Raw genomic sequence first — 13,565 nt, 5'->3', positions numbered from 1 at the left:
TCAGCCTAGCGCAAGGCCGTGGCCGTGGCCACGGGCTGATCAATCCTCGTCTTCAAGGATCAGGCGGATCTCGCCCTGTGCCTCAAGGTTGCGCACGGCATCGACCACGGCGTTATGCGCGGCTTCGGCATCCTTTTCGCGCACCTTGCCCTTGGCCGCCATTTCCTCGCGCAGGCCTTGCGCCATGCGCTGGCTCATGTTCGACAGGATGAATTCGGCCACCGGCGCCAGCGGGCCGGTTGCCCCGACCAGCGCGGTCACCAGCACGGGCTGATCGACCATGCGCACCACCTTGGGCACATCGCGCGGGGCCACGCGGGCGGGGATATGGCCAAAGGTGAAGATCGCCTTGCGCACCTTTTCGGCAAAGGCTGCATCCTCGGCCCCCAGCCCATCCAGCAGCGCATCGCGAACCGAGGCTGAACTGACATTGAGGATCGCGCCAACCCGTTCCTCTGGCCCTGCCTCAAAGGCCTTGGGCGGCTGGGCATCCAGCTGCGCCGCCAGCGATACGCCAATGCGGCGCACCGTATCGGGGTCGATATTGCCGGTCAGGGACACGGCATGGGCCACGCGCCGCGCCTTGTCGCCAGCCAGCTTGCCCAGCAGATCGGCGGCCTTGGACACCGGCAGTTTCGACAGCAACACCGCGCCAACCTCGACCGCCTCTTCCTCCAGCACCGGAAGCAGACGCTCGGCGGGCAGGGGGATGATCCGCTCCCACGGATCGACCTTGCCCGAGGCCCCGGCCAGACGGCGCAGCCGCGTGGCCGCCGAGGGGCTGATATGGCCGTCCAGCATGGACAGCGCCCCTTCCAGCCCGCCAGGAAACGACAGGCCGACCGATTCGAGCTGGCCGACGAATTCCTCGACCACGGCCTCCATCGTGGCGCGGTCCACCAGCCGCATCGCGGCCATCTGTTCGGTCAGCGCCGCCTGCATGTGTTCGGGCAAGGCCGCCAGCGGCAAGGGCGCCCCCTCGGCCAGCAGCAGGCGCACGATGATCGCCGCCTTTTCGCGGTTGCTAAGCATGACCGGCGCAGGCGCTGGAATGCGCTGCGGCGTGATCCGGGCCAGGGCCTGCGGCATGGGAACCTCCACCAAGGGTTTCCCGCAGCCTGACAGGCCCTGGTTAAGATGGTGTTATCAGCTATGCACCGCCTTGGTGCATTGTCCCGAAACCGGGTCGCGCATCTCTCCGGCAGAACAATCCACGACCTTCTGGTCATGTCCCGAGCACATCGCCATCACGGCGCCGGGCGCAAGGGTCAGAACGAGGGTCGTCAGCAGAACGGTCAACTTCATGCCTTGTCTCCCTGTTGCCGGGGCAGGACGCCCCAGCTTCAGGATAGCACGGATTTCACTGTCTCGCAGCAATGATGCCCGGCGATCCTGTCAGGCGCCGAACACCCGGGCAAAGATCGTGTCGACATGCTTGGTATGATAGCCAAGGTCGAACTTTTCCTCGATCTCGGCCGGCGACAGGGCGGCGGTGACTTCAGGATCGGCCAGAAGCTCGGTCTTGAAATCGGCGCCCTTCTCCCAGACCTTCATCGCATTGCGCTGCACGAGGCGATAGGCATCCTCGCGCGACACGCCGGCCTGGGTCAGCGCCAGCAGAACCCGCTGCGACATGACCAGCCCTTTGAACTTGTTCATGTTCTTGAGCATGTTCTCGGGATAGACCACCAGCTTTTCGACAACGCCCGCCAGACGGTTCAGCGCGAAATCCAGCGTGATCGTGGTATCGGGGCCAATCCCGCGTTCAACCGAGGAATGCGAGATGTCGCGCTCATGCCACAGCGCCACATTCTCCAGCGCGGGGACCACCGACATGCGCACGAGGCGCGCAAGGCCGGTCAGGTTTTCGGTCAGCACCGGGTTCCTTTTGTGGGGCATGGCCGAGCTGCCCTTCTGGCCAGGGCTGAAATATTCCTCGGCCTCCAGCACCTCGGTGCGCTGCATGTGGCGGATTTCCACCGCGATATTCTCGATGCTGCTGGCGATCACGCCCAGCGTCGCAAAGAACATCGCGTGGCGGTCGCGCGGGATCACCTGGGTGGAAATCGTCTCGGGCACCAGCCCCAGCTTCTCGCAGACATATTCCTCGACCCGCGGGTCGATATTGGCAAAGGTGCCGACGGCGCCAGAAATCGCGCCGGTGCGGATTTCCTCGCGCGCGGCTTCCAGCCGTTTGCGGCCGCGTGCCATCTCGGCATAGAACCGGGCAAAGGTCAGGCCCATGGTGGTCGGCTCGGCATGGATCCCATGCGAGCGGCCGATCCGCACGGTGTCCTTGTGCTCAAACGCCCGCGTTTTCAGCGCGGCCAGCACCCGGTCCATGTCGGCCAGCAGGATATCCGCCGCGCGCACCAGCTGGATGTTCAGCGTGGTGTCCAGCACGTCGGAACTCGTCATGCCCTGATGGACAAAACGCGCTTCCTCGGCCCCGACATGCTCGGCCAGATGGGTCAGAAAGGCGATGACATCATGCTTGGTCACCGCCTCGATCTCGTCAATGCGGGCGACGTCGAATTCGACATCCTTGGCGCGCCAGACGGCCTCGGCATTGGCCCGCGGGATCACGCCCAGATCGGCCTGCGCATCGCAGGCATGGGCCTCGATCTCGTACCAGATGCGGAACTTGGTCTCGGGCGACCAGATGGCGACCATTTCGGGGCGGGAATAGCGGGGGATCATGGCAGGCCTCAGGGCTGGCAGCGGGGCAATCGTCGCCCCCTTAGCCGCCAATGGCCCGCAGGACAAGCCGCAAGCGCCGCATCCGCCCCTTTGCCTTTTTCCAAATACCCATCGCGGGCACCGCCTGGCGCACCGTCCGGCAGGCGTGCGCGACTACCCGACCAGGCCCGTGCCGCGAATGCCGTCAATGATGAACTGGATCGCCAGCGCCGCCAGCAACATCCCCAGAAGGCGGGTGACCAACATCGTGCCCGTCCGTCCCAGCGCACGGCCCAGCCGGTCCGCGATCAGGAAATTCAGGAACGCAATCACGATCACCGTCAGCATCACCGCCTCGACCACCGCAAAGCCCCACCATCCGCCACCCGCCTGCCCGACCAGCAGGATCATCGAGGCGATGGCCCCCGGCCCCGCCAGCAGCGGAATGGCCAGCGGCACCACCGACGGGTCGTCAACCTGCTCGGCCTCGGCCTCGTGCGCCTTGTCCTCGCGCCGCCGCGTCCGGCGCTCGAACAGCATGTCCAGCGCGGTCAGGAACAGCAGCATCCCGCCCGCAATGCGAAAGGCAGGCAAGGTGATGCCGATCAGCGTCAAGAGCTGCTCTCCGACCGCGCCGAACAGCGTAAGGATCCCCGCCGCCACCAGACAGGCCCGCAACCCGGTGCGCCGCCGCTGCGCCGGGGTCATGCCATGGGTCAGCGTGATGAACAGCGGCACCAGCGCGATCGGGTCGATGATCACCAGAAGCGTGGTAAAGGCCGCCAGCAGAAAGGTCACATCGGTCATGCGGGCTCCATCGGAATGGCCCACCAGAACAGCCCGCGACCACAGCCGTCAAGGGGCCACGGGGACAGCCGGCACGCCACGAGGCCAAGGGCCAGGGGCAAAGCCGCGACATGTCTTGCAACCGACAATCGGCGCCTGCCTTGCTTCGCCGCGCAGAAATCCACCGCGGGGCCCCGCCCTGATACCTGGCGCATCCCGCCCACCAGCGCCCCAAAGGGGAAGCGATCAGACGCGCGCTGGCAAGCCTTGCCCCGGATCACCCCCAGCCGCTCCGACCTGTGCGCCAGAGCCACGACGGCACTCGCGCGACGCCATTACGTCGGCACGACCATCCGGCCCACACAGGCCCGCCCCGCGCCCCTTCCACATCATCTTGCCCCAAATACCCCCGCCGGAGGCCGCGCCGCGCCCGCGCGGCGCCCGGCCCAAAGCCTTGTGCGGCCCTTCAGGGCCGCACAAGGGTGCGGGAGTGTGCCCGGGATCGCCTTGCCAGACGGCGCAAGGTCAGCCTTCGGCCGCCTCCAGCCGCTCTTGCGCGTCCAGCCACAGGGCCTCGGCCCGGCCCATGGCTTCCTCGATTTCGGCAAACTTGCGGTTCCAGCCTTCCAGCTCGTGGATCCGCGCATCCTCATACAGACCAGGATCGGCCAGCTTGTCCGCCACCTTGCCGCGCATCTCTTCCAGCTTGGTGACCCTCTCCTCGCATTTACGCACCTCGGCCCGCAGCGCCAGCACAGCCTCGCGCGACGGGCGGGCGGGCTTGGCCTCTTTCTTCTCGGGCTTTGGCGGCGGCGCCTCGCGCTCGAGCAATTCGGCGCGATAGGCTTCCAGATCCTTGCCATAGGGCGCGACCTGCCCGCCCTTGACCAGCCACAGCCGGTCGGCGACCAAGGACAGCAGATGCATGTCATGGCTGACCAGGACCACGGCGCCCGTATAGGCCGTCAGCGCCTCGACCAGCGCCTCGCGGCTTTCGATGTCCAGGTGGTTCGTCGGCTCGTCAAGGATCAGCAGGTGCGGTGCATCCAGCGTGGCCAGTACCAGCGACAGCCGCGCCTTCTGCCCCCCCGACAGCTTGCCTACGACCGTATCGGCCTGATCGGCCAGCAGGCCGAACCCGGCCAGACGGGCACGCAGCTTTGACTGGTGTTCTTCGGGGCGCATACGCTGGATGTGCTGCAGCGGCGTTTCATCCAGATGCAGCTCGTCCACCTGATGCTGGGCGAAATAGCCGATGCGCAGCTTGGACGAGCGCGTGATCTGCCCCGCCATCGGCGCCAGCTTGCCCGCCAGCAGCTTGGACAGCGTCGATTTCCCTTCGCCGTTGCGGCCCAAGAGGGCGATGCGGTCATCCTGGTCGATCCGCAGCGACAGCCCGCGCAGGATCGCGCGCCCGTCATAGCCCACGGACACCCCCTCCATCCCGATGATCGGGGGCGACAGCTCCTCGGGCTCGGGAAAGGTGAAGACCTGCTTCTTCGCTTCCTCGGGCGGGGTGATCGGCGTCATCTTCTCCAGCATCTTCAACCGGCTTTGCGCCTGCACGGCCTTCGATGCCTTGGCGCGAAAGCGGTCAACGAAGCTTTGCAGATGGGCGCGGCGGGCGTCCTGCTTGCGCGCCTCGGCGGCCTGAACCGCCATCCGTTCGGCCCGCTGGCGGGCAAACTGGTCATAACCGCCCTGCCAATAGGTCAGCTTGCGGTTGTCCAGATGCAGGATCCCCTGCACGGCGCGGTTCAACAGGCCCCGGTCATGGCTGATGACGATGACGGTATGGGGATATTTCTGCAGGTAGCTTTCCAGCCACAGCGCGCCTTCAAGGTCCAGATAGTTCGTCGGCTCGTCCAGCAGCAGGTAATCGGGCTGGGCGAACAGCACCCCGGCCAGCGCCACCCGCATCCGCCAGCCGCCCGAGAAATCCGAACAGGGCCGCTGCTGCGCCTCGGCGTCAAAGCCAAGGCCGCGAAGGATGGAACTGGCCCGTCCCTCGGCCGACCAGGCATCAATATCGGCCAGCCGGGTCTGGATTTCAGCGATACGGCCAGGGTCGGTGGCGGTATGCGCCTCGGCCAGCAGGGCGGCGCGTTCCGTATCGGCTGCCAGCACCGTATCCAGCAGCGAGGTCGAGGACGAAGGCACCTCTTGCGCCACACCGCCCACACGGGCGCGGGCGGGCAGGGCGATCTCGCCCCCTTCCAGCGACAGCTCGCCCCGGATCAGCCGGAACAGCGTGGTCTTGCCCGCGCCGTTTCGGCCGACCAGGCCCACCTTGTGGCCGGTCGGAATGGTGGCGCTGGCCTCCTCGAACAGGGGACGGCCTTCGACGGAATAGGTGATGTTATCGATACGCAGCATGTCTGGTGGGTTGCCCCAAGCCTGCGGCCGCGTCAATCGGTCTTGCACGCGAATGTCGCATGCGCGGCAAGGCTGGCGCGCCGGGCCGGCTGGCATGGGCTGCCCGATGCTCCGGGACGCTGCCAGCCACCTGATGCGGGGTTTTCAAGGTCAGATCGCCGTGCTAGGGCAGGCGCCGCAACGGGAAGGGCATGGGGCCCGGCCCGAACCGAGATTCCAGAGGGCACCATGGCCATCGAACGCACCCTGTCGATCATCAAACCCGACGCCACCCGCCGCAACCTGACCGGCAAGATCAATGCCAAGTTCGAGGAAGCCGGCCTGCGCATCATCGCGCAAAAGCGCATCCACCTGTCGCTCGCTCAGGCGCAGAAGTTCTACGAAGTCCACGCCGAGCGTCCGTTCTTTGGCGAACTGACCGAATTCATGGCCTCCGAGCCGGTCGTCGTTCAGGTGCTGGAAGGCGAAGGCGCCATCCTCAAGAACCGCGAAGTCATGGGCGCCACCAACCCGGCCAACGCGGCCGATGGCACCATCCGCAAGGAATTCGCCCTGTCGGTTGGCGAGAACTCGGTCCACGGCTCGGATGCGCCGGAAACCGCTGCGGTGGAAATCGCCTATTTCTTCTCGGGTCTCGAACTGGTCGGCTGATCGGCCCGACGCGATGATGGGAAAGGCCGCCCGTTCGGGCGGCCTTTTCGTTTGGTCCGGGGCGAGCGGCCTTGCGCCTGAACTGCCGGCGCGGGGCACTAACGCACGATGGTGCCCCACAGATCGTATTCGCCCGCCTCGTCCACCTCGACCGAGACGATATCGCCTGGCAAGAGTTCCTCGAACCCCTCGTCGATGAACAGATTGCCGTCGATCTCGGGCGCATCGCCCCTGGTGCGACAGGTGGCGCCGTTCTCGTCCACCTCGTCGACGATCACCGGCATGACCGTGCCGACCTTGGCCGCCAGCTTGGCTTCGGAAATGGCCTGCGCCTTTTCCATGAAGCGGGCAAAGCGCTCGGCCTTGACCTCCTCGGGCACATGATCGGGCAGGTCATTCGACCGGGCGCCTGCGACATTTTCATATTGAAAACAGCCCACCCGGTCCAGCTGCGCCTCGTCCAGCCAGTCCAGCAGCGTCTGGAACTCGGCCTCGGTCTCGCCGGGATAGCCGACGATGAAGGTGGACCGCAGCACGATATCGGGGCAATCGCGGCGCCAGGCGGCGATTTCGTCCAGCGTCTTCGCCGCCGCAGCCGGGCGCGCCATGCGCTTGAGCACATCGGGGTGGGCGTGCTGGAACGGGATGTCCAGATAGGGCAGAACCAGCCCCTCGGCCATCAGCGGCACCAGCTGGCGCACATGCGGATAGGGATAGACATAGTGCAGCCGCACCCAGGCGCCCAGCGAGCCCAGATCGCGCGCCAGATCGGTGATATGCGCCCGGAGCCCGCGCGCTTCTTCGTGCCTCAGATCGACGCCATAGGCCGAGGTGTCCTGGCTGATCACCAGCAGCTCCTTGACGCCGGCCGCGACCAGACGTTCAGCCTCCTTGACCACCGCATAGGCGGGGCGCGAAACCAGCCGGCCGCGCATGTCGGGGATGATGCAGAACTTGCACTTGTGGTTGCAACCCTCTGAAATCTTGAGGTAACTGTAATGCCGCGGTGTCAGGCTGACCCCGGTTGCCGGCAAAAGGTCCACAAAAGGATCGGGCGACGGGGGCACGGCGGCATGCACCGCATCCAGCACCTGTTCGTATTGATGCGGCCCGGTGACCGCCAGAACCTTGGGATGCGCGCCGGTGATATAGTCCGGCTCGGCCCCCAGACAGCCGGTCACGATCACGCGGCCATTCTCGCGGATCGCCTCGCCAATCGCCTCCAGGCTTTCGGCCTTGGCGGAATCGAGGAACCCACAGGTGTTCACGATCACCGCCTCGGCCCCCTTGTAATCGGGCGAGATCGCATAACCTTCGGCCCGCAGCCGGGTCAGGATGCGCTCACTGTCCACCAGCGCCTTCGGACAGCCAAGGCTGACCATGCCGATGGTGGGCTGGCCCGGCCGCGCCGGTTCGGAAAACCGCGGGGCAGGGGCAAGGTCGGGGCGAAGGTCTGGCGGGTTCTGGCTCATGCGCGGCATATAGCGTTGAACCCGCCGCCCGGAAAGGGGCTGCGGCGCAACCTTGGCCCTGGTTTTCGCCTTGATGCAAATATCCCGGGGGTGAATTGGCGCGGAACGCGCCAAGAGGGGGCTGGCCCCCTTTGGGCGGCTAGCCCTTGAACTGCGGCGGTCGGTTCTGCATCCCGGCCATCACCGCCTCGATCTGGTTGGGGCTGGCGATCAGATCGGCCTGCAAAGTCGCCTCGCGGGTCAGGCCGGGGCCAGGGGGCAGGGTCCAGGTTTCCTCGACCAGCCGCTTGCCGGCGCGCAGCACGTCAGGCGACACTTGGGCAAACCGGGCCGCCATCGCCCGTGCCTCGGCAAGCGGATCATCGGCCAGCCGGGTCAGCAGGCCCAGGTCCAGCGCCTCGGGCGCTTCAAGCACGCGGGCGGTCAGGATCAGCTCCTTGGCCAGGTCCATCCGCATCAACCGGGGCAGGGTCTGGGTGATCCCCATGTCCGGGATCAGCCCCCAGCGCGCCTCCATGATCGACAGGCGCGCATCGGGCGCGGCAATGCGAAAATCCGCCCCCAGTGCCAGCTGCATCCCCGCACCAAAGGCCACGCCATGCAGGGCCGCGATCACCGGAACGCCCAGCTCGGCCCAGACCGTCACGGGGCGTTGAAAGCGGTTCGCCGTGCCGGGCGTCGGGGCCAGCATCTCGGCCTTCACGCTGGCAAGGTTCTGCGCCATCCGCAGGAATTCCGACGTGTCGATCCCGGCGCAAAAGGCCGCACCTGCGCCATGCAAGATGACGGCGCGCAGCCCGTTCGCACCCTTGAGGCTTTCACCGGCGGCGGCCAGCGCGTCGAACAGATCAAGGTCCAGCGCATTGCGCTTGTCCGGCCGGTTCAGCAGGACCTCGGCCACCGGGCCGGTGCGGGTGATCGTCAGTCGCGGATCCATCGGTGCCTCCTCGTTCAGGCACAGACTGGCCATCGGCGGGGCGCCGCGCAAGCGCAACGTCGCGGCATCCGGCGCGTTGAGCATGGCTGCGGTGCAGCGTAGACTGCGCGCAATGGTGGAGGTGCGTATGCGGTGGATGGTGCGAATCCTTTCGGGGCTGGTGATGCTGGCCTTGCTGGTTGTGGGCGCGGTCTTTCTGATCCCGACAGACGAGGTCGCCCGCATGGCCGCCCGCCAGGTCGAGGCTGCCACCGGCCGCGCCTTCAGCGTTCAGGGGCCGGTCAAGGCCAGCATCTGGCCGGGGCTTGCGGTGGAAACCGGGCCGGTGCGGCTGGCCAATGCCGACTGGGCCAGCGATGCGCCGATGGTCGAGGCGGCGGGCCTGCGCATCTCGCTGGACACGATGGCACTGATCGGCGGGGATATTCGCATCGACGGGCTGGATCTGATCGCGCCCCGCCTGCGGCTGGAGCGGCACCGCGACGGGCGCGCGAACTGGGATCTTGCCCTTGCCTCCTCGGACACCGGCAGCACGCCGGGCGAGACGCGCGGGTTTTCCCTGTCCGAGGCGCGGATGAGCGAGGGCCAGGTGATCTTTGCCGACGCCGCCACCGGGGCGCGCTATGATCTGTCGGGCATCGACGCGGTCTTGCGGCTGCCCGATCCGGCAGCCCCCGCGCATCTGGATCTGAGCGGCACGCTGAACGGTCAGACCGTGCGGATGGCGCTGAGCGCCAGTCCGGCTGCGGCGCTGTTGTCGGGGGCCGAGGCCAGCGGCAAGATCGAGCTGGCGATCGGCGGCGCCGCGCTGGATTTCGAGGGCAGTTTCGGCCATGCGCCCCTGTTGGCCGATGGCGCGCTGCATGTCGATGCGGCCGATCATGGGGCCCTGGCGGCGCTGATGGGCACCAGCCTGCCCGACCTGCCGCAGGGGCTGGGGGCGCGCACGATCCGGCTTGACGGGCGGGCCGTGCTGTCCCCCGATCTGCGGCTGGTGCTGCGCGACGCCATCGCACAACTGGACGACAACCGCCTGCGGCTGAGCGCCGATCTGCGCACGTCCGGTCAGCGGCCCTCGGTGACGGCGACGATCGCGGCCGAGACACCGCTGGTGTTGCCTGCCTCGGCCGGGGGCGGCGCGGCGGGTGGGGCCGGCAGCGGCGGCTGGTCCACCGCGCCCATCGACCTGAGCGCCCTAGGCGCCGTCGATGCCGATGTGACCTTTGCCGCCCCGTCGGTCCAGGCCGGGGGAATGCGCCTTGGCGCCCTGCGGGGGCGCCTTGCGCTGGCCGATGGCCGCGCCACCGTGACCCTGTCGGAGATGCAGGCCTATGAGGGGCGCATCAGCGGGACGATGGTGGCCAATGCCTCGGGCCGCGGATCGGTGCGCGCCGATCTGCTGGTCGAGAATGTGGCGCTGCAACCGATGCTGCACGATCTGGCCGGATACGATCGCCTGACCGCCAGCGCGAATGGCCGGATCTCGGTCCTGTCTTCGGCGGCCTCGATGTCCGAGATGATGAACCGCCTGCAAGGCGAGGGGCAGCTCTCGCTGGGCAAGGGAGAGCTGCGCGGGCTCGATCTGCTGGGCATGTTGCGCAGGCTGGATGTCTCTTATGTCGGTGAAGGGCAGAAGACCATCTTCGACAGCATTTCCACCAGCTTTTCCATTGCCGAAGGTGTGCTGCGGGCCGACGATCTGAAACTGGCGGCGCCCTATCTGCAGGTGGCCGGAACCGGTACGGTCGGGATTGGCAGCCGCACGCTGGATTATCGTCTGCTGCCCGTGGCCTTGCAAAAGGAAGACGGCACCGGCGGGCTGGGCGTGCCGCTCAAGATCACCGGGCCATGGGCCAGGCCGCGCTTTCAGCTGGACATGGAGGCGCTGGCAAAACCCAAGCTGGACGCCGAGCGCGCGCGGGCCGAAAAGAAGCTGGCCGAAAAGCTGGGCGCTGACACCGAAAATGGCGAGACGCTGGAAGATGCCGCAAAACGCAAGCTGGAGACCGAGTTGCGCCGCGGTCTTGGCAAGCTGTTCGGTGGCAACTGACCCTCAGGTGCCGCGCGGCTTGGCGCGCAGGGTCGGGTCGGCCTCGGTCGGGTCTTCGGGCCAGGGGTGGCGCGGATAGCGCCCGCGCATGTCCTTGCGCACATCGGCATAGCTGCCGCGCCAGAACCCCGGCAGGTCCGAGGTAACGGCAATCGGCTTGCCGCCTGGTGACAGCAGCGACAGTCTCAGCGGCGTGCGCGCGGGGCCGACCACCGGATGCGCAGTCTGGCCGAACAATTCCTGCAGGCGCAGTTCGATTTGAGGCGTATCCCCTTCATAATCAATGGGAATACGCCGTCCCAGCGGTGTGGTGAAATGCGACGGATACATCCCGTCGATCCGCGTGCAGGCGTCCCAGCCCAGATAGAGCTTGAGCGGCTCGAGCAGATCCAGCGCGCGCAGATCGGCGCGGGTGCGCACACGGCCAAGCGCCGGGGTCAGCCAGCTGTCGGCAGCGGCCATCAGGCTGGCGTCATCGACGGGCGGCACCGGCTCGCCCGCCGCTGCGGCGCGGTTGCGCAGCCGCAGGGCGGCACCGGCAAAGGGCAGGCCATTGCCTTGGCGCACTTCATCGCGCAGCCCGTCCAGGGCTGCTGCGGCCACCGCCTCGGGCGGCGGATCGGGCCAGATCCGGTCATCCAGCACCAGCGCGCCCAGCCGTTCCTGCCGGCGCGCGTTGATCCGGCCTTCGCGGCGGGACCAGTCGCAGACATCGGTCCAGGCAATGCGCGGGGCGTAAAGCGCGCGCAGATCGGGTTCCGTGATGGCGATGGCCTGGCGGATGCCAGCCTCGCGCGCATCGCCATCAAGGTCGGTCGCCACCAGCAGCCGTGCCCCCGCCAGAGGCGTTCCCGGCGTCATGGTCGCGCCCTTGCCCCCCGACAGCACCCAGCGCGGCGCATCGCCCTTGCGCCGCAATCCGATGCGGTCGGGGTAGGCCAGCGCTGCCATGGCGCCATGGGACAGGGCAGGGCGGTCCGGTGCCATGCGGGCCAGGCGCTTGGCTTCTGCCCGGATCCGCTCCAGCACATCACGCTTGATCGGCCAGGGATGGCGATCCTGATAGGCGTTCGGTTTTTCAAGGGCTTGCAGCCGCAAGCTCAGGTCCGGCGGTGCCCCGGTCAGCGGATCGCGTTCGGCCATCAGGGCGGCCAGAGGCGCGGCGGCACGGCCCGCGATCAGCAGCATATGCGCCAGCCGCGGATGCAGCGGCAGCGCCGCCATGGCGCGGCCGTGATCGGTGATCCGGCCGTCCTTCAGCGCGCCCAGATCGGTCAGCAGCGCCCGCGCCTCGGCCAGCGCAGCGGCAGGGGGCGGCGTCAGGAACGACAGCCCGTCATCAGACCCCCACAACGCCAGTTCCAGCGCAAGGCCCGCAAGATCGGCCGTGGCGATTTCCGGCGGTGGAAAGGCGGGCAGGGCGCCTTCTTCGGCCTTGGCCCACAGCCGATAGCAAATACCCGGCGCCACGCGGCCTGCCCGGCCCCGGCGCTGGTCTGCCTCGGCCCGGCTGACCCGTTCGGTCACCAGCCGCGACATGCCCGAGCCCGGATCGAACCGCGCCCGCCGTGCGCGTCCCGCATCGACCACGACACGGATATCGGGAATGGTCAGCGAGGTTTCCGCAATCGAGGTTGCCAGCACCACCTTGCGCAAGCCATGCGAGGGAGCCAGCGCCGCGCGCTGCGCGCGAAAATCCATGGCGCCATAAAGCGGTTGCACGTCGCAGTTCACCAGATGCGACAGCTGCGCGGCGACCCGGCGGATTTCACCTTCGCCTGGCAGAAAGACCAGGATCCCGCCTTCGGTTTCCTGAGCCGCCTGGGTGATCAGGGCGGCCGTTTCCCGCTCCAGCCGTGCGCCTTGTGGCAGCGGGCGCGGCAGCCAGCGGGTTTCCACCGGATAGGCGCGCCCGTCCGACGAGATCAGCGGCGCATCCTCCATCAGCGCGGCGACGGGCGCTGCATCCAGCGTGGCCGACATCACCAGCACCCACAGATCGGGCCGCAGCGCCGCGCGCGATTCCAGCACCAAGGCAAGGCCAAGATCGGCGTTCAGGCTGCGTTCGTGAAATTCATCGAAGATGACAGCGCTTATGCCGGAAAGTTCAGGATCCGACTGGATCATCCGGGTCAGGATGCCTTCGGTCACCACCTCGATCCGCGTGGCCCTGGAGGTCTGGGCTTCGCCGCGAATGCGGTAGCCGACGCGCTGGCCGACGGGCTCGGCCAAGGTCTCGGCCATACGCTCGGCAGCGGCGCGCGCGGCCAGGCGGCGCGGCTCCAGCATCACGATGCGGCCCGGAACCTCGGACAACAGCGCCAGCGGCACGCGCGTCGTCTTGCCAGCGCCGGGCGGCGCTTGCAGCACGGCACGGCCTTGCGTCCGCAAGGCGGCGCGCAGATCATCAAGGCAGTCGTCAATGGGCAAGGTGTCGGACATGGCGCTGTTATGCCGCGCATTCGGGGAAATCGCCAGATCCAGAAATTCTGACGCCATTTCAGCGCATTGCAAGGGCTGGCCCCGGACGGTCATATCCACAATATTAACATAATACTTCTTATACGAATCATGGATCCGCATTTCCATACGCCCAAGGTTGCGCCCATCCGGC

The 13,565-nt window shown here is 67.4% G+C and carries 10 protein-coding genes; 2 read left to right on the top strand and 8 right to left on the bottom strand.

Translation table 11 applies throughout. The features are described from left to right. Window positions 1–39: 39 nt before the first annotated feature. The 5 genes from G481_RS0102360 to G481_RS0102340 all read right to left on the bottom strand — a co-directional run bounded on the left by G481_RS0102360 (window position 40) and on the right by G481_RS0102340 (window position 5,841). Window positions 40–1,089, bottom strand: coding sequence for a flagellar motor switch protein FliG (locus G481_RS0102360; RefSeq protein WP_028028570.1), 1,050 nt, complete (start codon window positions 1,087–1,089; stop codon window positions 40–42). Between the two features lie 57 nt (window positions 1,090–1,146). Next, window positions 1,147–1,305, bottom strand: a complete 159-nt coding sequence (locus G481_RS25810) for an adenylosuccinate lyase (RefSeq protein ID WP_154664503.1) — start codon at window positions 1,303–1,305, stop codon at window positions 1,147–1,149. 90 nt (window positions 1,306–1,395) lie between these two features. Beyond that, window positions 1,396–2,700, bottom strand: a complete 1,305-nt coding sequence (gene purB / locus G481_RS0102350) for an adenylosuccinate lyase (protein WP_028028569.1) — start codon at window positions 2,698–2,700, stop codon at window positions 1,396–1,398. 153 nt (window positions 2,701–2,853) lie between these two features. After that, complete coding sequence (locus G481_RS0102345) at window positions 2,854–3,486, bottom strand: MarC family protein (protein ID WP_028028568.1); 633 nt, start codon at window positions 3,484–3,486, stop codon at window positions 2,854–2,856. 504 nt (window positions 3,487–3,990) lie between these two features. Then, window positions 3,991–5,841, bottom strand: a complete 1,851-nt coding sequence (locus G481_RS0102340; protein ID WP_028028567.1) for an ABC-F family ATP-binding cassette domain-containing protein — start codon at window positions 5,839–5,841, stop codon at window positions 3,991–3,993. Between the two features lie 228 nt (window positions 5,842–6,069). On the opposite strand from G481_RS0102340, the gene ndk reads away from it, so the two are divergent. Continuing rightward, complete coding sequence (ndk, locus tag G481_RS0102335) at window positions 6,070–6,492, top strand: nucleoside-diphosphate kinase (RefSeq protein ID WP_028028566.1); 423 nt, start codon at window positions 6,070–6,072, stop codon at window positions 6,490–6,492. Window positions 6,493–6,590: 98 nt separating this feature from the next. Here ndk and rimO read toward each other — a convergent pair whose 3' ends face one another. Beyond that, window positions 6,591–7,964: a 30S ribosomal protein S12 methylthiotransferase RimO gene (gene rimO, locus G481_RS0102330; RefSeq protein ID WP_028028565.1), complete on the bottom strand. Its 1,374-nt coding sequence runs from the start codon at window positions 7,962–7,964 to the stop codon at window positions 6,591–6,593. 139 nt (window positions 7,965–8,103) lie between these two features. Then, a complete protein-coding gene (locus G481_RS0102325) occupies window positions 8,104–8,901 on the bottom strand; it encodes a crotonase/enoyl-CoA hydratase family protein (RefSeq protein WP_028028564.1) in 798 nt (265 codons plus the stop codon). A gap of 82 nt (window positions 8,902–8,983) precedes the next feature. Here G481_RS0102325 and G481_RS0102315 point away from each other — a divergent pair, with 82 nt between their 5' ends. Next, the gene (locus tag G481_RS0102315) at window positions 8,984–10,951 is read left to right on the top strand and encodes an AsmA family protein (protein WP_084450591.1); all 1,968 of its coding nucleotides are present in this window, start codon (window positions 8,984–8,986) and stop codon (window positions 10,949–10,951) included. 3 nt (window positions 10,952–10,954) lie between these two features. On the opposite strand, the gene hrpB is transcribed toward G481_RS0102315, so the two are convergent. Continuing rightward, the gene (hrpB, locus tag G481_RS0102310; protein WP_028028562.1) at window positions 10,955–13,393 is read right to left on the bottom strand and encodes an ATP-dependent helicase HrpB; all 2,439 of its coding nucleotides are present in this window, start codon (window positions 13,391–13,393) and stop codon (window positions 10,955–10,957) included. Window positions 13,394–13,565 lie beyond the last annotated feature (172 nt).

Origin of the sequence: Gemmobacter nectariphilus DSM 15620, assembly GCF_000429765.1 — a bacterium.
In the GTDB taxonomy this organism is placed as follows: Bacteria; Pseudomonadota; Alphaproteobacteria; order Rhodobacterales; family Rhodobacteraceae; genus Wagnerdoeblera; species Wagnerdoeblera nectariphila.
The sequence above is the reverse complement of the archived record's forward strand: the minus strand, read 5'-3'. Positions and strand labels throughout refer to the sequence as shown.